This is a genomic window from uncultured Lutibacter sp. (genome assembly GCF_947495725.1).
GTDB lineage: Bacteria > Bacteroidota > Bacteroidia > Flavobacteriales > Flavobacteriaceae > Lutibacter.
Window position 1 is genome coordinate 215,001 of sequence record NZ_CANLZZ010000004.1, and the last position, 21,899, is coordinate 236,899.

A 21,899-nucleotide genomic window follows, 5' to 3' on the forward strand; every position below is an offset into this window, starting at 1 on the left:
ATTTTATGTCTGAAAAAGTAAAACCTTATAAAGATTCCAATCTAGGAAAAAAGGAACAAGTTGCTAAAATGTTTGATACTATTTCAAAAGAATACGACGGATTAAACCGTGTTATTTCTTTTGGAATTGATGTAAAGTGGAGGCAAAAGGTTGTAAAAATAGTTGCGGAATCAAACCCTAAAACTGTACTTGATATAGCAACTGGAACTGGAGATTTAGCTATAAATTTAGCAAAAACAAATGCTTCAAAAATAATCGGTTTAGATATTTCAAAAGGAATGTTAGAAGTAGGTAAACAAAAAATTGATAAACTTAGGTTAAACAATAAAATTGAAATGGTTTTGGCCGATTCAGAAAAAATTCCATTTACTGATAATTACTTCGATGCAATTACAGTTGCTTTTGGTGTAAGAAATTTTGAAAACTTAGAATTAGGCCTGTCTGAAATTTATCGTGTACTTAAACCTAATGGAACCTTTGTTGTTTTAGAAACATCTGTACCTACTAAAACTCCCTACAAACAGGGCTATAATATTTACACTAAATCTATAATGCCAACTATTGGAAAACTATTTTCAAAAGATAAATCGGCATATAAATATTTATCCGATTCTGCTGCTTCTTTTCCTTATGGTAAAGCTTTCAACAATATTTTAGCTAAAATTGGGTTTATAGATATTGAAAATAGACCACAAACTTTTGGAGTGGCATCTATTTATATAGGTAAGAAATAGTTTATGAAAAAAATAATTACAGCAATAATTCTAATATTTATAGTATCTACACTAAGCGCTCAAAAGAGAGATGTTGTTCGGTATAAGCAAAATTGGGATAAACAAACTATTTTTTGGGGATATTATTTAGGTTTAAACCAAAAAAGTTTTAAAATTAGCTATAACCAATACAACCCAAATACTTTTATACAAGTAAAAGAATCTACAGGTTTTAATGTTGGTTTAATAGGTGATTTAAGAATTCATAAAAACGTTAATCTTAGATTGGAACCTGGTCTTTCTAGTAACACTAAAGAACTAACATTTACACATTTAAATGGCGCAAAAGATAGCATTAGAGATGTAAATGGAACGTACTTAAGAATACCACTATTGGTTAAATTAAGTACAGATAGATTAAACAATTTACGCCCTTACCTTATTGGAGGCGTTTCATATGACTATAACTTTTCTAGTAATCAAGACAATCCAGATGATAATTATGATGGTGAATTTAGAATGAAAAAGAATAATTTTACTTATGAATTTGGTGTTGGTGTTGATTTTTATTTACCTTATTTTATTTTCTCACCATCTATAAGAGGTGTTTTTGCAATAAATAAAGAGTTAGTAAATGATAATGATCCCAATAGTCCGTGGACTGGTAATATAGATTATTTTGGAACTCGTGGTATTTTTATAAAACTTGCATTTCACTAACTTCCCCGTTTAAATTCACTTAATAAAATTGCAGTTGCAGTAGCTACATTTAAGCTTTCTGTTTGTTGTAAATCTCCAAATCGTGGAATTGAAACAGTGTTATCTAATAAATCTAAAATTTTATTGCTAATTCCGTTTGCTTCATTCCCCATAACCAAAATTGCATTTTGTGGCAAATTTGATTTGTAAACATTTACACCATCCATTAATGACGCAAATTTCGGTTTTTTTGATTTACTTAGATAAAGTTCTAAATTGGTATATAAAATATTAATTCTGGTTAAAGAGCCCATTGAAGCTTGCACAACTTTTTGATTAAAACAATCTACAGTATCCAAAGAACACACCAATTGCTTAATTCCAAACCAATCGCATAATCTAATTATTGTTCCTAAATTTCCAGGATCGTTTATCGCGTCTAGTACAAGTTCAAGACCATCATTTTCTTGAATCTTAAATTGTGGAATCTTAAAAATTGCCAATACATTATTTGGTGTTTTTAATGAACTTACTTTTTTTAATTCACTCGCCGAAATTAACGTTCGATTTTCAACATTATTAAATGTACTATTCTCGGTATAGTAAAGATGCTCTAATTCTATATTAGAGTTTAAAAATTCATTAACAACTTTTGTTCCTTCAACAATAAATAAATTATACTTTACTCTGTACTTTTTTTGTCTTAAACTCGTTATTAATTTTAATTGATTCTTGCTTAGACTCATTATTTCAATTATAAAAATAGTAATTGGGTAATACCTTGAAAAGTTTTACATTTGAAACAAATTTAAACTCTTATTATTTGAAAAACAATTTTATAATATTAATAATCTTATTAAGTATAACTTTTAGTTTTTCCTCGTGTAATTCTGTTAAGTATGTTTCTGAAAATGACTATTTACTTACTAAAAACAATATAATTCTTAATGACAAGAAAAATGTTGATGATGAAATTACTGATTATATAGTTCAAAGACCTAATCAATTGGTTTTTGGAATTCCTTTTCCTTTATATTTTTACAATATTGGTAATACTAAATTTGAATCTAGTTTTGAAGAATGGAAACAAAATCATCCAAAATCTTATAATTTTACAACCAAAGTTTTCTCTAAAAAACAAACTTTAGGATTATACAACTTTAAAAAAAATACACACAAATGGTGGTTAACAAACGGAGAAGAACCTGTTATTTTCGATAATAAAAAAGCAAAACAAACTGCAAATAATTTAACCAGTCATTTTCATAATGAAGGATATTTTAATGTTAAAACAAACTATACAGTTGATTATTTAAAAAACAATAAAGCCGTTGTAAACTATACTGTTAACACCGGTAAACCATACAAACTAGATTCTATTAAAAGCAGCATAGAATCAGCTATTTTAGATTCTATTTACACCGCTAAAAAAAGTGAATCTTTATTAAAAAAAGGTGCACAATTTAAGTATTCTACATTTATTGAAGAGCAAGATAGAATAACAGAATTGTTTAGAAACTCTGGCATATATCGTTTCAATAAAAACGCCATTTTAGTAGATGCAGATACTGCTAACTATAAATCGGACATTGATTTAATTATAAATGATAGTATTGCCAATGTACCATTTAAAATTCAAAAAATTAAAAACATAAATATTTACACAGATTATTCTTACAACACAAAAGACAACCCAATTAAAGATAGTTTAAATTTTAAAGGGTTTCAATTTCTTTCGCAAACAAACCTAAAATACAATCCTAAACTATTACTGAATGCAGTTTTTATTGAGCCAAACTCAATATACCAAGACAAAACCAGAGAGCTAACTCGTAAAAATTTAAGAAGATTAAATAATTTTAGAACAGTTGATATAAAATATAACGAATTGGAGGATGACTATTTAGAGGCTTCCATCTATCTTACACCTCTTAAAAAATATTCAATTTCAATTAGTTCAGAACTCACCCACTCTAATATTAGACAACTTGGAGTTTCTACAAAACTTTCATTTTTAAATCGTAATATTTTTAAAGGATCCGAAATATTAAAATTTTCAGTTCAAGGATCGTTTTTAGATTCCAAAGATGCTGCAGACAACGAAAAACTACTTAATGCCTGGGAAATTGGAGGTGAAGTAGCTCTTGAATTACCCCGAATTTTATTTCCTTTTAAACCGGACAATATTATTTCAAAAAGTATGTCTCCAAAAACAACTTTTTCTGTTGGTACAAGCTTACAAAAAAATATAGGGCTAGATAAACAAAAATTTACAGGAATTATAGATTATACTTGGGAATCAACACCTAAAAAAAAACATAGTTTTCAGCTTTTAAGCGCACAATTTATTCAAAATTTAAATGTAAATTCTTACTTTGATATTTACAATTCAGAATTTGAAGATATTAAAAATATTGCATCAACCTATTTTAGTGAGGATATTTCTTCTTCCAATGTAATTGACTTTATAAATTCAAATATTAACGCTACCTTCGAAAGCTCAAATCCAACAGAATATAATACAGCCCAAAATATTAAAAGTAGATACGATATTATTACAGAAGATGTTTTAATTCCATCATCTACTTATACATTTACCTATAATAATAGTGAAAATTACAAGGATACCGATTTTTCGTTTTTTAGAGCACGCTTTGTTTCTTCTGGTAATTTAACAACTTTATTAACTTCTAAAAAAGATAAAGACGGCACTAAACTTTTATTTAACACACCAATTGCCCAATACGTAAGAACCGACTTAGAATATAAAAAATTCTGGAATCCTTCATTTGAAAATGTTGTTGCCTTTAGAACTTTTATAGGAATTGCCTTTCCTTACAGCAATTCAAACACAATACCTTTTAGTAGAAGTTATTTTATTGGAGGACCAAACGATTTAAGAGCTTGGAAAATTTATGATTTAGGTCCAGGAACCTCAAAAACCGGACTAGAATACAATGTGGGTAACCTTAAATTTTTAAGCAGTTTAGAATACCGATTTAAAATTATAAATAGTGTAAAAGGAGCTTTATTTATTGATGCAGGAAATATTTGGGATATTTCAAACTCCAAATTAACTTCTAGCGATTCAAAATTTAACGGTTTTAATTCATTAAAAGATATTGCCGTAGGAACAGGATTTGGATTACGTTACGACCTAAGCTTTATTTTACTTCGCTTAGACCTTGGTTTTAAAACTTACGAACCATATTTAGATAATAATAAATGGTTTCAACATGCAAACTTTAAAAATAATGTATACAATTTTGGTATAAGTTATCCTTTTTAAAATCTATTTTATACTATTTCGTTTTCGTTTTTTTTTAGCCAAAAAACAAATAAACACTTATTATTCATTAATTTTGTTTTATCATATTAAACACAATTAACACAAATAAAATATTATGAGTCACACAATTAAACCCGGAGTAGCAACAGGAAGCCAGGTTCAAGAAATCTTTAAATTAGCAAAATCTAAAGGGTTTGCATTACCAGCTGTAAATGTTATAGGCTCAAACGGTATGAACACCGTTTTAGAAACAGCAAAAGAATTAAACTCTCCAGTAATTATTCAATTTTCTAATGGAGGTGCACAATTTAATGCAGGTAAAGGATTATCTAACGATGGACAAAAAGCTGCTATTGCTGGCGCAGTTGCAGGTGCTAAACATGTTCACACTTTAGCAGAAGCTTATGGTGTTCCAGTAATTTTACATACAGACCACGCTGCAAAAAAATTATTACCTTGGATAGATGGTTTATTAGACGCTAGTGAAAAACACTTTGCAGAAACAGGTTCTCCTCTATTCTCTTCACATATGATTGATTTATCTGAAGAACCATTAGAAGAAAATATTGAAATTTGTAAAACTTATTTAGCTCGTATGGCTAAAATGGGTATGACTTTAGAAATTGAGTTAGGTATTACAGGTGGTGAAGAAGATGGTGTAGACAATTCAGACGTTGATGCATCTAAACTTTATACACAACCTGAAGAAGTTGCTTATGCTTATGACGAACTAAAAAAAGTAAGTGACAATTTTACAATTGCAGCATCTTTTGGTAATGTTCATGGTGTATACAAACCAGGAAATGTAAAATTAACTCCAAAAATCTTAGATAATTCTCAAAAATATATTGAAGAAAAAAACGGAACAGAACCAAATCCAGTTAATTTTGTATTCCATGGTGGTTCAGGTTCTTCATTAGAAGAAATTAGAGAAGCAATTGGTTACGGTGTTATAAAAATGAACATTGATACAGATTTACAATTTGCTTTTACTGAAGGAATTAGAGATTATATGAACGAAAAAATTGAGTATTTAAGAACTCAAATTGGTAACCCTGATGGTGCTGACCAACCTAATAAAAAATACTACGATCCACGCGGATGGTTACGTAAAGGTGAAGCTACTTTAAAAACTCGTTTAATTGAAGCTTTTAAAGATTTAAACTGTGTAGATACTTTATAATTTATACTATAATAATTCAAAAAAGGATAAAGAGAACATATTTTTATATGTTCTCTTTATTTTTTTTAGTAATTTGCACTCCAATTTTCAACTAAAACAATATATATATGTCATCTTGGTTTAAAAGAAAAGATAAGGGAATCCAAACCCCTACTGAAGACAAAAAAGACGTACCAAAAGGCTTATGGTATAAAACTCCTAGTGGTAAAGTTGTTGACACAGACGAGCTTAAAGAAAACTATTATGTGAGCCCAGAAGATGGTTACCATGTTAGAATTGGTAGTAAAGAATATTTTGAAATTCTTTTTGATGATAATAAATTTAAAGAATTCGATAAAGATATGGTCTCTAAAGACCCGTTAAAATTTACCGACACTAAAAAATATACCGAAAGATTAAAACAAGCAACAGCAAAAACACAACTTAACGATGCTGTTAGAACAGCTGTAGGTAAATCTAATGGTAAAGATTTAGTAGTGGCTGCCATGGATTTTGCTTTTATTGGAGGTTCTATGGGAGCTGTAGTTGGAGAAAAAATTTGTAGAGCTATTGATTACTCTATCAAAAATAAGGTTCCTTTTTTAATGATATCAAAATCTGGAGGAGCGAGAATGATGGAAGCTTCTTATTCTTTAATGCAATTGGCAAAAACATCTGTAAAATTAGCTCAATTATCTGATGCTGGAATACCATATATATCTTTATGCACAGATCCAACAACTGGTGGAACAACAGCTTCTTATGCGATGTTAGGCGACGTAAACTTTGCAGAACCTAATGCATTAGTAGCATTTGCCGGACCAAGAGTTGTAAAAGACACAACGGGAAAAGATTTACCTCCTGGGTTTCAAAAATCTGAATTTGTGCTTGAACATGGCTTTTTAGATAAAATTATAGAACGAAAAAACTTAAAGCACCAAATAAATCTATATATAGATTTAATTCAAAATTTACCAATTAGAAACTAATAAAAAAGCGAGCATTATGCTCGCTTTTTTTTATCTTTTAATAATCGCATAAATAAAACTATTACTTCCCTTTTTTTTACAAAAAAATAAAGTTATTTATAAAATACTTGCAATAAGAATAACACCAATCAATTGTTATTCAAAATAATAGTAGTATATTTGCCGCCTGTTAGCTTGCAATTGCACTAACAATACATAAAAATTATTAAATAAATTAATGTTAGCATGTACTTAACAAAAGAAAAAAAAGCAGAAATTTTTGCTAAACACGGAGAATCAGCAACAGACACTGGGTCTTCAGAAGGACAAATTGCCTTATTCACTTTTAGAATTAACCACTTAACTGAACACTTAAAAAATAATCGTAAAGATTATAATACTGAGCGTTCGTTAGTAAAATTAGTAGGAAAAAGAAGAAACCTACTTGATTATCTTATTAAAAAGGATATCGTAAGATACCGTGAGATAATTAAAGAATTAGGAATAAGAAAATAATTTCAACAAATTAAGAGGCAAATTTTGCCTCTTTTTTTTTGTAATTTCTTATTTCAAAGAAAGCTTAAATTAAACTTTTCATTGGTAAACAACAACACAACAACGACCAATTGTTTAATTAAATTTTAAAAAATTATTTATGATACCGAAGGTACATACACAAACTATTGATTTAGGAGATGGAAGAACCATTTCTTTAGAAACAGGAAAACTAGCAAAACAAGCGCACGGATCGGTTGTTGTAAGAATGGGTAACGCAATGTTGCTTTGTACAGTAGTATCAAACTATTCTGCTAGCCCAGGAATTGATTTTTTACCACTAACTGTTGATTACAGAGAAAAATTTGCAGCTGCGGGAAAATATCCTGGAGGTTTCTTTAAAAGAGAAGCAAGACCAAGCGATGATGAAGTATTAACAATGCGTTTAGTAGATCGTGTTTTACGTCCATTATTCCCAAAAGATTACCACGCCGAAACACAAGTTATGATTCAATTAATGTCTCATGATGCAAATGTTATGCCTGATGCATTAGCAGGTTTAGCCGCTTCAGCTGCCATTCAATTGAGCGACCTTCCTTTTGAAACTCCAATTTCAGAAGTACGTGTTGCAAGAATTAATGGTGAATTTGTAATTAACCCAAGTAGAGCTCAATTAGCCGATGCTGATATTGATATGATGGTTGGTGCATCTGCAGACTCCGTAATGATGGTTGAGGGTGAAATGGATGAATGTAGTGAAGAGGAAATGGCTGATGCAATTAAATTTGCTCACGAAGCTATTAAAATTCAATGTGCAGCTCAAATTGCATTGGCAGAATCTTTTGGAAAAAAAGAAACACGTGAATATGAAAAAGCTGTTACTGATGAAGCTTTAGAAAAATTAGCGCACGACTTTGCATACCAAAAAGTTTATGACATTGCAAAAGCAGGAAGTTCTAAACATGAACGTAGTGCTGCATTTGCCGAAATTAAAGAAGCATTTAAAGCTACTTTTTCAGAAGAAGAATTGGAAGAAAAAGGAGCTTTAATATCTACATATTATTCTAAAGCTGAAAAAAGTGCTATTCGTAACTTAACCCTTGAAGAAGGTTTACGTTTAGACGGAAGAAAAACTACAGAGATTCGTCCAATTTGGTGTGAAGTTGATTACTTACCATCTACACACGGATCTTCAATTTTTACACGTGGAGAAACTCAAGCATTAGCAACAGTTACTCTTGGAACTTCAAGAGATGCTAACATTTTAGATTCGGCAACTTATGAAGGTGAAGAAAGATTTTACTTACACTATAACTTTCCTCCTTTTTCAACAGGTGAAGCTCGTCCGTTAAGAGGAACTTCTAGAAGAGAAGTTGGACATGGAAATTTAGCACAACGTGCTTTAAAAGGAATGGTTCCGGCAGATTGCCCTTATACTGTAAGAGTTGTATCTGAAGTATTAGAATCTAATGGTTCATCTTCAATGGCAACAGTTTGTGCTGGTACAATGGCATTAATGGATGCTGGTGTTCAAATGACAAAACCAGTTTCAGGTATTGCAATGGGATTAATTTCTGATGGTGATCGTTATGCTGTTTTAAGTGATATTTTAGGTGATGAAGATCATTTAGGAGATATGGACTTTAAAGTAACTGGTACTGCAGATGGTATTACTGCTTGCCAAATGGATATTAAAATCAAAGGTTTATCATATGAAATCTTAGTAAATGCATTAAAACAAGCTCGTGACGGCCGTTTACATATTTTAGGGAAAATTACAGATACAATTGCACAGCCAAATGCAGATGTAAAAGCGCATTCACCTAAAATGGTTACTAGAGTAATTCCTAATGATTTTATTGGTGCTTTAATTGGGCCTGGAGGAAAAGTAATTCAAGAAATGCAAAAAGAAACTGGATGTACTATTGTTATTAACGAAGATCCAGTTACTGAAGAAGGTATTGTTGAAATTTTAGGAACAAACCAAGATGGTATTGATGCTGTATTAGCTAAAATTGACTCGTTAATGTTTAAACCTCAAGTTGGTAGTGTTTACGAAGTTAAAGTAATTAAAATGCTTGATTTTGGTGCTGTTGTTGAATATGTTGAAGCTCCAGGAAATGAAGTTTTATTACACATTTCTGAATTAGCTTGGGAACGCACAAATAACGTTACAGATGTTGTAAATATGGGTGATGTATTTGATGTAAAATACTTTGGAAAAGATCCTAAAACTCGTAAAGACAAAGTGTCTAGAAAAGCATTATTACCTAAACCTGAAGGATTTGTTGAAAGACCTCCAAGAGATAATAATAGAGGACGTGACAATAGAGGAAGAGATAACCGTGGTGGTGATAGAGATAGAAAACCTAGATCTAGAGATTAATTTATTAATTCTCAACTATTATAAAATTAAAAAGCGTCTCAGAAATGAGACGCTTTTTTTATATTAGAAATACTAACCCATAATATTCTAACATTATATTTAATAAAACAACTAGCTTATTTCAACTTTTTGATCTACAAATTTTTTGATAGGAAGCACAACAATTCCTTCCTTTGTTTTTATTGTAATACAAATATTATCTATTTGCTGAATTTCTCCTTCAATATTTTTTGTTTTAATATGCTGCCCTATTTCAAAGTTTTTTCTTGAATAAAAACCAAACAGTAATCTAGTTACAACATCTCTAGCTCCTAATCCAAATGCTATTGTAAAAGAAACTAAAATAGATCCTAATATTAATGTAATATTACTAGTTATAATGTCTGTATCTACACCCGCAAGGTTTAATGATGTTATTGAAATAAAAATAACTATTAAATAAAAAACAATGTTACCTACTAAGTTCCCCCCAGTAATTTCCATTGATTTAAATGAATTATGAATGGCCTTTTTAATCATTGACCCAACATAAACTCCAATAACAAAAATTAATAAAGAACTAATTAAAACTGGCAAATAAGCTATAAAACTACCAATTCCTTTAGAAACCATAGTTAAGCCTAACATATCTGAGGCAATAACAACAAAAATTAAAATAAGTAAATATTTTACAAACTTTAATAAAATTTTTGATGGTACTACATCATAATCGTTTTTACCAAATAATTCAGCTTCATTTAATTTTGTTGTTAAGCTATCAATATTTGATAGTTTTAATAATTTTTTCAGAATTACGTTCACAACTTTTAAAATAATAATTGCTAATATTATTAATCCTATTCCTAATAATATTTTTGGCAATACTCCTAAAAACCTATTCCATAAATCTTCTGCGAACGATAAATTCATTTGACTTGATTGAATAAAAAATTTCATTTTATTAATTTTGGGTTAGTAATTATTCTTTTTTCTTTTTGGTATTTTTATTATCTGTATCTAAAAATTCCCCTATTGTATTAGGGTATTTCACAACAAATAGGTCTGCCATATCAATAGAAAGTTTAATTAATGATATATCATTAATTATCTTCTCCTTCAATATTTTAGGAACTTCTTCGTTATGTAATATTTTCTTAAACGGATTATCCATTAATTAAGATTTTTATATACACTTATTAATTTTTCTTTTGCTCTCTTTAATCGCATTTTTACTGCGCTTTCTCCAATATCCATCGCCTCCTGAATTTCTTTTATTGAAAAATCATCTTGATATTTTAACAATAAAATCATTTTTTCATTTGGATCAATTATCTCTAATGCTTTTTTTAGCTTATCGGATTTCATACTAAAAATAGTTTCATCACTTGAGTCTAATTCTTCAGAATCTTGTAATTCTCCTTCAAAATTCTTTTCATTTTTCTTATAATTATTTCGTGTTACATAATTAACACAAAAATTATAAGTAAAAGAATACAGCCAAGTAGAAAACTTCGCATTTCCTTTAAATGTCCTAAGCTTAACAAAAAGCTTAATAAAAACGTCATGAGTTAAATCTTGTGCTTCTTCTTTTGAAGACGCAAACCCATAACACTTATTATAAACAACACCCGCATACCTATCATACAATACTGCAAACAATTGTGTATTGTTAGTTTGCACTATTTTATTAATAAGTTCGTTATCCGATAATAACGATATTTCTTTTTGTTGTTTCAAAAAATTACTTTGGGTTAATATTGTTTAAGACACTTAAATACATATTTAGTCACAAAAGATTAATTTATGATTTATTTTGTAACATTTACAAAAATACTACGTATATATTATGTACGCTATAAATAAACACAAAAATTTTCAGTTTTTAAATGAGACAGCTTAAAATAACAAAACAGGTTACTAATAGAGAAACCGCATCATTAGATAAATATTTACAAGAAATAGGAAAAGTTGATTTAATTACCGCCGAAATGGAGGTTGAATTAGCTCAACGAATTAAAGCAGGAGATCAAGTTGCATTGGAACGCTTAACAAAAGCAAATTTACGTTTTGTTGTTTCGGTTGCTAAACAATATCAAAATCAAGGATTAACACTTCCAGATTTAATTAACGAAGGTAACTTAGGTTTAATTAAAGCTGCAAAACGTTTTGATGAAACTCGTGGATTTAAATTTATTTCTTACGCAGTTTGGTGGATTCGTCAATCTATTTTACAAGCGTTGGCAGAACAATCTCGTATTGTTCGTTTACCTTTAAATAAAATTGGTTCTATCAATAAAATTAATAAAATGTATGCATTTTTGGAGCAAGAGAACGAAAGACCTCCTTCTGCTGAAGAAATTGCAAAAAAATTAGATATGACCGTAAATGACGTAAAAGAGTCTATGAAAAACTCTGGTCGTCATGTATCAATGGATGCTCCATTAATTGAAGGTGAAGATTCAAACCTTTATGATGTACTTAATACTGATGAGTCTCCAAACCCAGATAAATCATTATTACACGAATCTTTAAAAGTTGAAATTGAACGTGCTTTGGAAACATTAACTCCAAGAGAGGCTGATGTTGTTCAATTATACTTTGGTTTAGGCGATGCACACCCAATGACTCTTGAAGAAATTGGTGAAACTTTTGATTTAACACGTGAACGTGTTCGTCAAATTAAAGAAAAAGCAATTAGAAGATTAAAACACACTTCTAGAAGTAAAATATTAAAAACTTATTTAGGTTAATCTTTATTTTTAAAGTTAACTTTTTAATACTGAATAAAAAACGCTCGAATTATCGAGCGTTTTTCTTTTTTAAATGATACTTTTGCAAAAAACAACACAAATATTAAAATGACTAAACTTATTGCTCCTTCCGTTTTAGCTGCAGATTTTGCCAACTTACAACGCGACATAGAAATGATTAACAACAGTAAAGCCGATTGGTTTCATATTGATGTTATGGATGGAATGTTTGTTCCTAATATTTCATTTGGAATGCCTGTAATTAGTACAATTAAAAAACATGCAACCAAAACAATGGACGTTCATTTAATGATTGTTGATCCAGATAGATATATTTCTACTTTTAAAAAAGTTGGAGCTGATATTTTAACAGTTCACTATGAAGCTTGTCCCCATTTACATAGAACTGTGCAGGCTATAAAAGCAGAAGGAATGAAAGCAGGAGTTTCTTTAAATCCCCATACTCCTATTGCTGTTTTGGAAGATATTATTGAAGATCTGGATTTGGTATTAATTATGAGTGTTAATCCAGGGTTTGGCGGACAAAGTTTTATTGAAAACACCTATAAAAAAGTGCAACAATTAAAAGCATTGATTGAGTTTAGCGGCTCAAAAGCCTTAATTGAAGTTGATGGTGGTGTTACAGATCAGAATATTGAGCAACTTTCTGAAGCTGGTGTTGATGCATTTGTAGCTGGAAGTTTTGTATTTAAAAGTGAAAACCCAACCAATACAATTGCCAATTTAAAAGATTTGGTTTCCCCAAGTTAAACCTCATCTAACTCATATTGAGTTAATAAGTATTTTAAAATATCTGTAGTAGTTACAATTCCTACTAAAATATCGTTTTCTACAACAGGAAGCGCATGAAATTCATTTTTCGATAAAATTTCAACAACAGATTTTACTGTTATTGAAGAATTAATCTTAATTGGATTTTTAACCATTATTTGTTCAATACTTAACATATCATAAATTGCGTTGTCTATTTTAATTTCTTTTGCATCATAAGAATCCAAAAAACTAATTCTTTTCAAATCATTTAAACTTAGCATACCAACAATATGTTCATCTTTAACAATAGGAATATGGTGAATGTGATTTTCTTTAAACATTTTTTCAGCTTTATATAAATCATCATTCAAGCTTAACGTAATAAGGTCCTTAGTCATTATTTTAGATACCGGCTCAAGACGTTTCATAATTTTATATTTTCGATTCCATTAAAGTTCGAAAAAATGAAGCTAAATTATTATGATTAAAATCATACTATTAATTTTTGAGGTATTATATTAGCTTAATTTTGAAACATTACATATTATTTTATGGTAGTTAATAGAAAGTTTCTGTTTAAAAAGATATTTATTTTTTTAATTTTAATACTTCTTTTTGGTTGTAATAAACCTAAAGAACAAAAACTATATATTGCCACGGCTGCTAATATGCAATTTGCAATGAAAGAATTGATAACCGTTTTTACAAATGAAACAGGAATAAAATGTGAATCTATAATTAGTTCATCAGGAAAATTAACTGCCCAAATAAAAGAAGGCGCTCCGTATGATATTTTTGTTTCAGCAAATATGAAATACCCCAACGAGTTAAATATTTCCGGGTTCAGTTCAAAAAAGCCAAAAGTTTATGCCCTAGGTAAACTTGTTTTATGGACAATGATTGACAGCCTAAAACCATCAATAAATTTATTACTTAATAAAAACGTAAAACATATTGCTTCAGCAAATCCTAAAATAGCACCATATGGAATCCCTACCGAACAAGTTTTAAAATATTATAAGCTATTTAATAAAATTGAACACAAACTTGTTTACGGCGAAAGTATCGCCCAAACAAACCAATTTATAACCACAATGGCGGCAGAAATTGGTTTTACTGCAAAATCCGTTGTGTTATCACCTAATATGAAAGGAAAAGGAAATTGGATAGATATTAATGAAAACGCATATACACCAATTGAACAAGGTGTTGTAATTTTAAAAAAAGGACCAAGTTCCAATAAAAAGAAAGAATTATTTTATAAATTTCTTTTTTCAAACAAAGGAAAAGCTATTTTAAATAATTTTGGCTATTCAACTGACTTCTAAATGAATATATTAAAAGGTATTATTGAAAAATTGACAATTCATGGAAAATTAACCTTAATTAATTTAAAGGTTAAAGACGTCTTAATGTCGGCAATTGTTATAGACACTCCCGATACCGCTCCTTATTTAAAAACCGGAAATGAAATTACAGTATTATTTAAGGAAACAGAAGTAATTATGGCAACTGGTAATACAGACCAAATAAGTCTTAGAAATAAATTTTATGGAACAATTGATAAAATTGAAACCAATGAAATATTATCTAAATTAACTATCAATACTTCCGTGGGAAAAATAAAATCGATTATTACAACAAATGCTGTAAATCAATTGCAGTTAAAAAAAAATATCGAAGTTACTGCTATGGTTAAAACAAACGAAATAATGTTATCGGAATGATTGATTGGGAGCCGCTTATACTAACATTTAAATTGGCATTTATTACAACAATATTGCTGTTGGTAATTTCAATTCCATTAGCATATTGGTTGGCATATTCCAAATCTAAACTTAAACCCATCTTCGAAACGTTTGTTAGTATGCCATTGGTGTTACCTCCAACTGTAATAGGGTTTTATTTGTTGGTGGCATTTAGTCCTTCAAACGCATTTGGAGATTGGTTAAATAACTGGCTTGGATTGCAACTGGTATTTTCTTTTGAAGGATTGTTAATTGCATCTATAATTTATAGTTTGCCTTTTATGGTACATCCTATACAAGCAGGTTTTTCTAATTTACCAACATCGTTGATTGACATGTCATATGTTTTAGGAAAATCAAAAACTACAACCTTGTTTAAGGTATTAATACCAAATATAAAAACATCGTTATTAACCGGAATTGTACTTGCCTTTGCGCATACTATTGGTGAATTTGGCGTTGTTTTAATGATTGGCGGTAATATTCCAGGTAAAACAAAAGTAGCATCAATAGCCGTTTATGATAAAGTTGAATCTTTAGATTATGCCGCCGCTAACACCTATTCTTTAATATTATTTGCGTTAACCTTTGTTATTTTATTAATGGTATATGTAATTAATGGCGGTTACTTAAAACAGCAAAAGTGATGATTGAAATTGATATACATAAAAAATTAAAATCTTCTCAAGGTGAAATGTTATTAAACATTCAAACCACTATTAAAAAAGGAGATCTTGTTACACTTTATGGTAATTCAGGTGCTGGAAAAACTTCTATATTAAGAATAGTTGCCGGATTGTTACAACCCGATTCTGGAAAAATAAACGTTAATGGTAAAACTTGGCTAAACACAGCAAAAAAAATTAATTTAAAACCTCAAAAAAGAAAAGTAGGCTTTGTTTTTCAGGATTATGCACTTTTTCCAAATATGACAGTTAAAGAAAATCTACTATTTGCATTAAATAAAGGTGAAGATAATAGCATTGTAAACCATTTGGTTGAAATTATTGAATTAGGAGAATTACAAAACAGAAAACCACAAACGCTTTCTGGAGGACAAAAACAACGGGTTGCATTGGCTCGCGCTTTGGTTCAAAAACCATCTATACTTATGTTGGACGAACCTCTTTCCGCTTTAGATTCTGAAATTCGTTTTAAATTACAACAATACATTTTAAATGTTCATAAAGAATATAAACTTACCACCTTACTAATAAGCCATGATATTTCTGAAATAATTCGAATGTCAGATAAGGTTCTTCAAATTGAACATGGAAAAATAACTAGACAAGGGAAGCCTAATGAGGTTTTTAACTATACAGGTTTAAGTGCCAAATTTCAGTTTACAGGCACCATTATAGAAATTAGCAAACAAGACTTCCTTTACATTCTAAGTATAAGAATTGGAAAAGATTTAGTTAAAGTTGTTGCAGATGAAACCGAAGGAGAACATTTAAAAGCAGGAGATAAAATTGTAGTTTCTGCAAAAGCACTTAATCCAATCATTCAAAAAATTGGATAGCATTATACTTCTCAAAAAAAAACTTTTCTACACTTTACAAAACTTTTCTAAAAATTTCTAAACACCTTATTTAACCATACTTTGGGTATTTTAACATTATTTTAAGAATAAGCACATATGTTACACCTTAAAAAACATATGTTATCCCGTAAACCTTAATTTATTTAAACATTTGTAACATCTAAACTTAAAACAAATTTAATATGAAATTCAATTTACTTGTTAATTGGAATCTCAAAACTTATTTTATAACATGTATGTTATTTCTAAGTTTTAGTGCAATTCAAGCGCAGACAGTTACCGTAAAAGGTACAGTTACTGGAGATGGGCAACCACTGCCAGGTGTAACAGTTCTTGTTAAAGGAACTTCAAATGGAGTCTCAACCGATTTTGATGGGAATTATGTAATTCAAGCAAAACCGACAGATGTATTACAGTATAGTTTTATGGGTTTTGCTGCTCAAGAGGCAAGAATAAATTCTAGAACCTCCATTAATATTGTATTAAAACCAGATGTAGCTGCTCTTGAAGAAGTAGTTGTAATTGGTTATGGTACTCAGAAAAAGAAAGAATTAACTGGTGCCGTTGTTCAGGTAAAAGCTGAAGAACTTGCCAAGACTACGACTTCAGATATTGGTACAGCCTTACAAGGTCAAATAGCTGGGGTTAACGTAGCATCAAGTTCTGGTGCTCCGGGAGAAGAGGCAAATATCTTAATTCGTGGATTTAGTTCGTTAATGGACGGACAAAGTGGCCCATTATACGTTGTAGATGGTATTCCTTACGATTCTGACCCTCAATTAAGTATTAGTGAAATTGAATCTGTTGATGTATTAAAAGATGCAGCTTCTGCTTCTATCTACGGTACTCGTGGTGCAGGTGGGGTAATTTTAATTACTACTAAACAAGGTAAAGTTGGTCAAATGAAAATTTCTGTTGATTCTGAATATGGAGTGCAACATATTACTTCGAATTTTGATCAAATGAATAAAGAAGAATATACATACCTTCACTTATTAAGAGGAGCTTTAAATTCTGATAAAGCTCAAGGTGGAGTTGATGGTGATATTCACAGAAACTCGAGCTACTTTACAAATGATACTAACATTGGAGATGTATTATTAAATGACAACGCACCAATCCAAAACCACCGTATTAATGTTTCTGGTGGTAAAGACGGGTTAACTTTTAACTTTAATGCCAACTATTTTCAACAAGAAGGATCTTTTTACAACTCAGACTACAAAAGATTTAATGTGCGTGCAAACACTATGTTTACAAAAGGTAAATGGAAAATAAACACTGCATTAACTTTTAAAAGAGATGATCAATTAAAGCCTTGGAGTGGAATGATGAATAGAATTTATGAATACCAAGCTTTTAAACCTGCTGTTAATCTAGATGCTAATGTACTTGAAAACATTTCCGAGGTAAGTACTGAAGACCCTTTATCTGACTGGAGACTTAATGAAGCTAGAAATTTGGCTAATTCTTTAAGAACTATTAAAACAGAGGATAAAAGAGCTGGTAATAGCCACACAGGTAATATTCAAATAGATTTTGATTTAACAGAATCAATTAAATTAACTGGTAGATTTGGAGCTCAATATGGAGACAACAAATGGGTAAGAACAGTGCCTAGATATGACATTTATAATACAGAGGGAAATCTAATTACAAACCCTGCAAATATTACATCACAACAAGTAACAGATATCACTACTTCTAAACTAACTTCTGAGTTTTTTGCTAATTATAGTAAAACATTTGGATTGCATAGTTTAAGAGTTTTAGCAATGACCTCTTTTGAGGAATCAAAAAGTGAGCGTTACAGCTTAGAAGTTAGAAATAACTTAAACCCGGCAATTACGGTTTTAGATAATTATGAATTGCTTTGGGATATTGAATCTGGAGGATTTGATTTTACTAAAACATTGATTGGTAACTTAGCCAGGATACAATATAATTATGATGGAAAGTACTTATTAAGTGCTAGTGGACGTTACGATGGATCATCGCAATTTGGAAAAGACAATAGATGGGGATTCTTCCCTTCAGTTTCTGTTGGATGGAATGTATCTGATGAAAACTTTTGGAATTCATTAAAAGGTGTGGCTAACTCCTTAAAAATTAGAGCTAGTTATGGTACTACAGGTAATGATAGATTTACACCTTACAGCAACCAAGCAGTTGTAGAACCAGGAAACGACTATGTTTTTGGAAGTAATAGTCCTTCTGGAGACGTTAATAATCCATCCACAGAATCAGGAGCACTTGGTACAACTCAATTAGCATATTCAAATGCAAACTTAAAATGGGAAACAAACATTGAACAAAACTTTGGTTTCGACCTTGGTTTACTTAAAAACAAATTAACCATTTCTGGAGATTTCTATAAAAATGAAAAGAAAGATTTATTATACCAAATTGTAAACCCACCATCAACAGGTGTTTCAGGAGGAAATCGTAGTACTGTATTTAATGTAGGTAATATGGAAAACTCTGGGGTTGAACTAGGTGTTAATTACCGCCACAAAAGTAAAGGCCCTTTAAGCTGGAATGTTTCTGGTACTTTTACACAAAATACAAATATGGTAACAAGAACAAGTGAAAATAACCCAATTATTTATTTAAACAACGGTTATATTTCTACTAAAGGTACCAGAGAAATTGTAACTGTTATTACTGAAGGATATGAAGCCGCAGCTTTCTTTTTACGAGAAACGGCAGGTGTTATAAAAACTCAAGAGCAATTAGACCAATATAAAGTTATAGATCCAAGTGCTAAACTAGGAGAATTGATGTATGTAGATCAATTAACAGTTGATACAAACGGCGATGGCATTCCTGACGCTGCGGATGGAAAAATAGATGACGCTGATAGAATATATCAAGGAAGTGGTTCTCCAGATTTTGAAGGAGGTTTAAATTTCTCAGCAAAATACAAAGGATTCGATTTTTCAATGCAATGGTATGGGTCGTTTGGAGCTGAAATTATGAATGGAAGTAAAGCTTATGCATACCAAGCTGGTGTTCATAAAGATTTATTTTATTCTTGGACAGAACACAACACTACTTCAGATGTGCCTTGGTACGACGGTGGTGGAACAAGATCTTATAGAGGTGGTTCTGACTATTTCTTAGAAGATGGTGATTTTATTAGATTAAGAAATATATCTTTGGGTTATTCATTACCTAAAAAGGTGATTGAAACATTAGGGTTTAGTAAATTTAGAATTTACGCTCAAGCTCAAAATATAATTACTATTACCGACTATACAGGATTTGATCCAGAAGTAGGTGGTAACGGATTAAGTACGCGTGGAATTGACCAAGGAAGATATCCAATATCTTCTCAATTCAAAGCAGGTATACAACTTCAATTTTAATTTAAATCAGACTGAAGATGAAAAATATACACAGAAAATATAAAAAAAATATATCAATGATTAATAAGACATTTTATAAAGGATTTATTACACTAGTTGTAATCGCCTTTTCGTTTCAATCCTGTTCTGATGAATTGGAACAACTGAATCCAAATGCGCTAACACTTGGTACATTTTGGCAAAATGCAGGTGATTTAAATAGTGGTTTAAATGCTGTTTATGCCTCACTAAGAGACGAAAACATTTTAGGAATAGAATGGGAATATACACGTACAGATATTGCGGTACCGGCTTCTCAAAGAAGTAAATCTACGGGTAACCCTATTTACGAGCAAACATTTGATTTAACTACAAATCAAGTTCAAAATAAATGGGATGCTTGTTACAAAGGAATCTTTAGAGCAAATCAAGTAATTGATGGATATAAAAAAATAGAATCTACATTTGTATCAGAAGACGCTAAAGTATCAGCTCTTTTAATTGTTGCTCAGGCTAGAGCTTTAAGAGGTTACTTTTACTATGTTTTACACCATTCATTTAACAATGGTTCTCTACCTTTATTTGATTCAGTTCCTGTAGATCTTGCTGATTTTCAAAAAGCTTTTTCTACTTCAGAAGAAGTGCTAGCTTTTTACAGAGCCGATTTACAATTTGGAATGGAAAATTTACCTGGAACCTATAACGCTTGGCAATCTGAAGTTGGTAATGGTAATTTAGGACGTATAACTGGTGGTTTTTGCGAAGCATTATTTGCTAAAAGTTATATCAACGAAAATGATTTTGCTACAGCAGAAATTTACTTAAAAAACGTAATAGATAATTACGGTTACAACCTAACTTCTGATTTAGCGGAATGTTTAACTGGAATGGCCGAATTTAATGAAGAATCTATTTTTGAAATCAATTATTCATATGATGCGAACCCGCTTGGATTAGGAGAGCAAAATCTTTCTCAAAGAATTTCTCATAGATTAAATGATGGAAATGTTGTACAATTTTCTACTTGGCTTACACTTAAATACAGAAATGAAAGAGCCGATCCTTTAGATCCAGCAAATTTAGTAAATAGAAATATTTACCAATCTAATGGAGAACTAGATAGCATTCAAGAAAATGTTGTAAGATATTATAGTCATCGTATGAATAACTCTATGTCTTCTGTTGATGATAGAGATGGTACAATGTATGGCGAAAACAATGCAATATATGGAACTGCAGTGAGCGCCGCAGTGCACGCAAGGCAATATCCTAACTTTATTAAAAAGTTTACTGGTTGGAATGTTAATAATGGTGGAGCCGGAGAAGATGAAAGCCCTGAAAAAAATGACAGATCGGATATAAACATTCCTATTATGCGTTTAGCCGAAGTTTATCTTTTATATGCTGAATGTATGATTGAAAAAGGAGATTTATCGGAAGCTTTAAGATATATTAACCGTATTAGAAAACGTTCTCATCTTATTTTGTTAGGTAAATCTACTGAATCGAGTGCAGAATTTGCAAGTGGAACTACAACTTATATGGACGATATTGATTTAGATACTTCAAACGGAGCACAACCTGTAACATTAAGTAATTTAATGGAGCACTTAAGATTTACAGAAAAACCATTAGAATTATCTTTAGAAGGTGATAGAACCATTGATTTAAGACGTTGGGGTGTGTGGAAAGATCAATTAATACATCTTGCATCATTTGAATATGATAGTTGGAATTATAAAAATAACGCCATGGGAAAAAACCCAACTAGATGGAGATGTTTTCCAATGCCAACTGGAGAGATTCCAACATATTCAGATCCGAATCTTCCTCCTTATGCATTTAGACAACCTAAAGAAAATCCAGCTGATCTTTTTGTTAACGGAAACAGAAGAGCAAAAGAACCGCATTTAAGAGATGTATTAACTGGTTCTCAAAACTTTATTGAAGATTTACATAGTTATCTACCAATACCGCAAGATGAAATTAATGCTAACTTAAACTGGAATCAATAATTTAAAAAATCAGAGTAAAAACTGAGATTTT

At 30.3% G+C, this 21,899-nt stretch carries 20 protein-coding genes; 15 read left to right on the forward strand and 5 right to left on the reverse strand.

Features of this window, described 5'->3' with window-relative positions:
* Positions 1-5 precede the first annotated feature (5 nt).
* A complete protein-coding gene (ubiE, locus tag Q0776_RS10565) occupies positions 6-734 on the forward strand; it encodes a bifunctional demethylmenaquinone methyltransferase/2-methoxy-6-polyprenyl-1,4-benzoquinol methylase UbiE (protein WP_298367917.1) in 729 nt (242 codons plus the stop codon).
* Between the two features lie 3 nt (positions 735-737).
* Positions 738-1,433, forward strand: a complete 696-nt coding sequence (locus tag Q0776_RS10570) for a porin family protein (protein WP_298367918.1) — start codon at positions 738-740, stop codon at positions 1,431-1,433.
* On the opposite strand, the gene Q0776_RS10575 is transcribed toward Q0776_RS10570, so the two are convergent.
* Entirely contained in the window at positions 1,430-2,158 is a 729-nt protein-coding gene (locus Q0776_RS10575) for an RNA methyltransferase (protein ID WP_298367920.1), read from the reverse strand. The two genes, Q0776_RS10570 and Q0776_RS10575, sit on opposite strands and share 4 nt — an antisense overlap.
* Before the next feature lie 77 nt (positions 2,159-2,235).
* Between Q0776_RS10575 and Q0776_RS10580 the strand changes: the two genes are divergently transcribed.
* The 5 genes from Q0776_RS10580 to Q0776_RS10600 all read left to right on the forward strand — a co-directional run bounded on the left by Q0776_RS10580 (position 2,236) and on the right by Q0776_RS10600 (position 9,712).
* Positions 2,236-4,701 (forward strand): BamA/TamA family outer membrane protein, encoded by a 2,466-nt coding sequence (locus Q0776_RS10580; protein WP_298367921.1) that lies wholly within the window; start codon positions 2,236-2,238, stop codon positions 4,699-4,701.
* 115 nt (positions 4,702-4,816) lie between these two features.
* The gene (gene fbaA, locus Q0776_RS10585) at positions 4,817-5,884 is read left to right on the forward strand and encodes a class II fructose-bisphosphate aldolase (RefSeq protein WP_298367924.1); all 1,068 of its coding nucleotides are present in this window, start codon (positions 4,817-4,819) and stop codon (positions 5,882-5,884) included.
* Between the two features lie 107 nt (positions 5,885-5,991).
* The gene (accD, locus tag Q0776_RS10590) at positions 5,992-6,852 is read left to right on the forward strand and encodes an acetyl-CoA carboxylase, carboxyltransferase subunit beta (protein ID WP_298367926.1); all 861 of its coding nucleotides are present in this window, start codon (positions 5,992-5,994) and stop codon (positions 6,850-6,852) included.
* Between the two features lie 225 nt (positions 6,853-7,077).
* Positions 7,078-7,347 (forward strand): 30S ribosomal protein S15, encoded by a 270-nt coding sequence (rpsO, locus tag Q0776_RS10595; RefSeq protein ID WP_298367929.1) that lies wholly within the window; start codon positions 7,078-7,080, stop codon positions 7,345-7,347.
* Between the two features lie 139 nt (positions 7,348-7,486).
* Complete coding sequence (locus tag Q0776_RS10600) at positions 7,487-9,712, forward strand: polyribonucleotide nucleotidyltransferase (protein WP_298367931.1); 2,226 nt, start codon at positions 7,487-7,489, stop codon at positions 9,710-9,712.
* Between the two features lie 111 nt (positions 9,713-9,823).
* On the opposite strand, the gene Q0776_RS10605 is transcribed toward Q0776_RS10600, so the two are convergent.
* Genes Q0776_RS10605 through Q0776_RS10615 form a run of 3 tightly spaced genes read right to left on the reverse strand, consistent with a single transcriptional unit; the run spans position 9,824 to position 11,428 of the window.
* Positions 9,824-10,648, reverse strand: a complete 825-nt coding sequence (locus Q0776_RS10605; RefSeq protein ID WP_298367934.1) for a mechanosensitive ion channel domain-containing protein — start codon at positions 10,646-10,648, stop codon at positions 9,824-9,826.
* Positions 10,649-10,670: 22 nt separating this feature from the next.
* Positions 10,671-10,862 carry a hypothetical protein gene (locus tag Q0776_RS10610; protein WP_298367937.1) on the reverse strand — a complete coding sequence of 64 codons (192 nt, stop codon included), beginning with the start codon at positions 10,860-10,862 and terminating at the stop codon, positions 10,671-10,673.
* Complete coding sequence (locus Q0776_RS10615) at positions 10,862-11,428, reverse strand: sigma-70 family RNA polymerase sigma factor (RefSeq protein WP_298367939.1); 567 nt, start codon at positions 11,426-11,428, stop codon at positions 10,862-10,864. The genes Q0776_RS10610 and Q0776_RS10615 overlap by 1 nt, the downstream gene beginning before the upstream one ends.
* Positions 11,429-11,577: 149 nt before the next feature.
* Here Q0776_RS10615 and Q0776_RS10620 point away from each other — a divergent pair, with 149 nt between their 5' ends.
* Entirely contained in the window at positions 11,578-12,441 is an 864-nt protein-coding gene (locus tag Q0776_RS10620; protein ID WP_298367942.1) for a sigma-70 family RNA polymerase sigma factor, read from the forward strand.
* Between the two features lie 108 nt (positions 12,442-12,549).
* On the forward strand, positions 12,550-13,212 hold the full coding sequence (gene rpe, locus Q0776_RS10625; protein WP_298367944.1) for a ribulose-phosphate 3-epimerase: 663 nt from the start codon (positions 12,550-12,552) through the stop codon (positions 13,210-13,212).
* On the opposite strand, the gene Q0776_RS10630 is transcribed toward rpe, so the two are convergent.
* The gene (locus tag Q0776_RS10630) at positions 13,209-13,643 is read right to left on the reverse strand and encodes a CBS domain-containing protein (RefSeq protein ID WP_298367946.1); all 435 of its coding nucleotides are present in this window, start codon (positions 13,641-13,643) and stop codon (positions 13,209-13,211) included. The two genes, rpe and Q0776_RS10630, sit on opposite strands and share 4 nt — an antisense overlap.
* 123 nt (positions 13,644-13,766) lie before the next feature.
* Here Q0776_RS10630 and modA point away from each other — a divergent pair, with 123 nt between their 5' ends.
* From modA to Q0776_RS10660, 6 genes are all read left to right on the forward strand, one after another.
* Positions 13,767-14,543: a molybdate ABC transporter substrate-binding protein gene (gene modA / locus Q0776_RS10635; RefSeq protein WP_298367949.1), complete on the forward strand. Its 777-nt coding sequence runs from the start codon at positions 13,767-13,769 to the stop codon at positions 14,541-14,543.
* Positions 14,544-14,942, forward strand: coding sequence for a TOBE domain-containing protein (locus tag Q0776_RS10640; RefSeq protein ID WP_298367951.1), 399 nt, complete (start codon positions 14,544-14,546; stop codon positions 14,940-14,942).
* Complete coding sequence (modB, locus tag Q0776_RS10645; RefSeq protein ID WP_298367952.1) at positions 14,939-15,610, forward strand: molybdate ABC transporter permease subunit; 672 nt, start codon at positions 14,939-14,941, stop codon at positions 15,608-15,610. Before Q0776_RS10640 ends, modB begins: the two co-directional genes overlap by 4 nt.
* A complete protein-coding gene (locus Q0776_RS10650) occupies positions 15,610-16,485 on the forward strand; it encodes an ATP-binding cassette domain-containing protein (protein ID WP_298367955.1) in 876 nt (291 codons plus the stop codon). Before modB ends, Q0776_RS10650 begins: the two co-directional genes overlap by 1 nt.
* A 203-nt stretch (positions 16,486-16,688) precedes the next feature.
* Complete coding sequence (locus Q0776_RS10655) at positions 16,689-19,874, forward strand: TonB-dependent receptor (RefSeq protein ID WP_298367958.1); 3,186 nt, start codon at positions 16,689-16,691, stop codon at positions 19,872-19,874.
* A 56-nt stretch (positions 19,875-19,930) separates the two neighbouring features.
* Entirely contained in the window at positions 19,931-21,868 is a 1,938-nt protein-coding gene (locus Q0776_RS10660) for a RagB/SusD family nutrient uptake outer membrane protein (protein WP_298367961.1), read from the forward strand.
* The last annotated feature ends 31 nt before the right edge of the window (positions 21,869-21,899 follow it).

Coding starts and splice junctions, on each gene's coding strand:
- ubiE (WP_298367917.1), top strand. CDS start 6: ATGTCTGAAAAAGTAAAACCTTATAAAGATTCCAATCTAGGAAAAAAG.
- Q0776_RS10570 (WP_298367918.1), top strand. CDS start 738: ATGAAAAAAATAATTACAGCAATAATTCTAATATTTATAGTATCTACA.
- Q0776_RS10575 (WP_298367920.1), bottom strand. CDS start 2,158: ATGAGTCTAAGCAAGAATCAATTAAAATTAATAACGAGTTTAAGACAA.
- fbaA (WP_298367924.1), top strand. CDS start 4,817: ATGAGTCACACAATTAAACCCGGAGTAGCAACAGGAAGCCAGGTTCAA.
- accD (WP_298367926.1), top strand. CDS start 5,992: ATGTCATCTTGGTTTAAAAGAAAAGATAAGGGAATCCAAACCCCTACT.
- rpsO (WP_298367929.1), top strand. CDS start 7,078: ATGTACTTAACAAAAGAAAAAAAAGCAGAAATTTTTGCTAAACACGGA.
- Q0776_RS10600 (WP_298367931.1), top strand. CDS start 7,487: ATGATACCGAAGGTACATACACAAACTATTGATTTAGGAGATGGAAGA.
- Q0776_RS10605 (WP_298367934.1), bottom strand. CDS start 10,648: ATGAAATTTTTTATTCAATCAAGTCAAATGAATTTATCGTTCGCAGAA.
- Q0776_RS10610 (WP_298367937.1), bottom strand. CDS start 10,862: ATGGATAATCCGTTTAAGAAAATATTACATAACGAAGAAGTTCCTAAA.
- Q0776_RS10620 (WP_298367942.1), top strand. CDS start 11,578: ATGAGACAGCTTAAAATAACAAAACAGGTTACTAATAGAGAAACCGCA.
- rpe (WP_298367944.1), top strand. CDS start 12,550: ATGACTAAACTTATTGCTCCTTCCGTTTTAGCTGCAGATTTTGCCAAC.
- Q0776_RS10630 (WP_298367946.1), bottom strand. CDS start 13,643: ATGAAACGTCTTGAGCCGGTATCTAAAATAATGACTAAGGACCTTATT.
- modA (WP_298367949.1), top strand. CDS start 13,767: ATGGTAGTTAATAGAAAGTTTCTGTTTAAAAAGATATTTATTTTTTTA.
- Q0776_RS10640 (WP_298367951.1), top strand. CDS start 14,544: ATGAATATATTAAAAGGTATTATTGAAAAATTGACAATTCATGGAAAA.
- modB (WP_298367952.1), top strand. CDS start 14,939: ATGATTGATTGGGAGCCGCTTATACTAACATTTAAATTGGCATTTATT.
- Q0776_RS10650 (WP_298367955.1), top strand. CDS start 15,610: ATGATTGAAATTGATATACATAAAAAATTAAAATCTTCTCAAGGTGAA.
- Q0776_RS10655 (WP_298367958.1), top strand. CDS start 16,689: ATGAAATTCAATTTACTTGTTAATTGGAATCTCAAAACTTATTTTATA.
- Q0776_RS10660 (WP_298367961.1), top strand. CDS start 19,931: ATGATTAATAAGACATTTTATAAAGGATTTATTACACTAGTTGTAATC.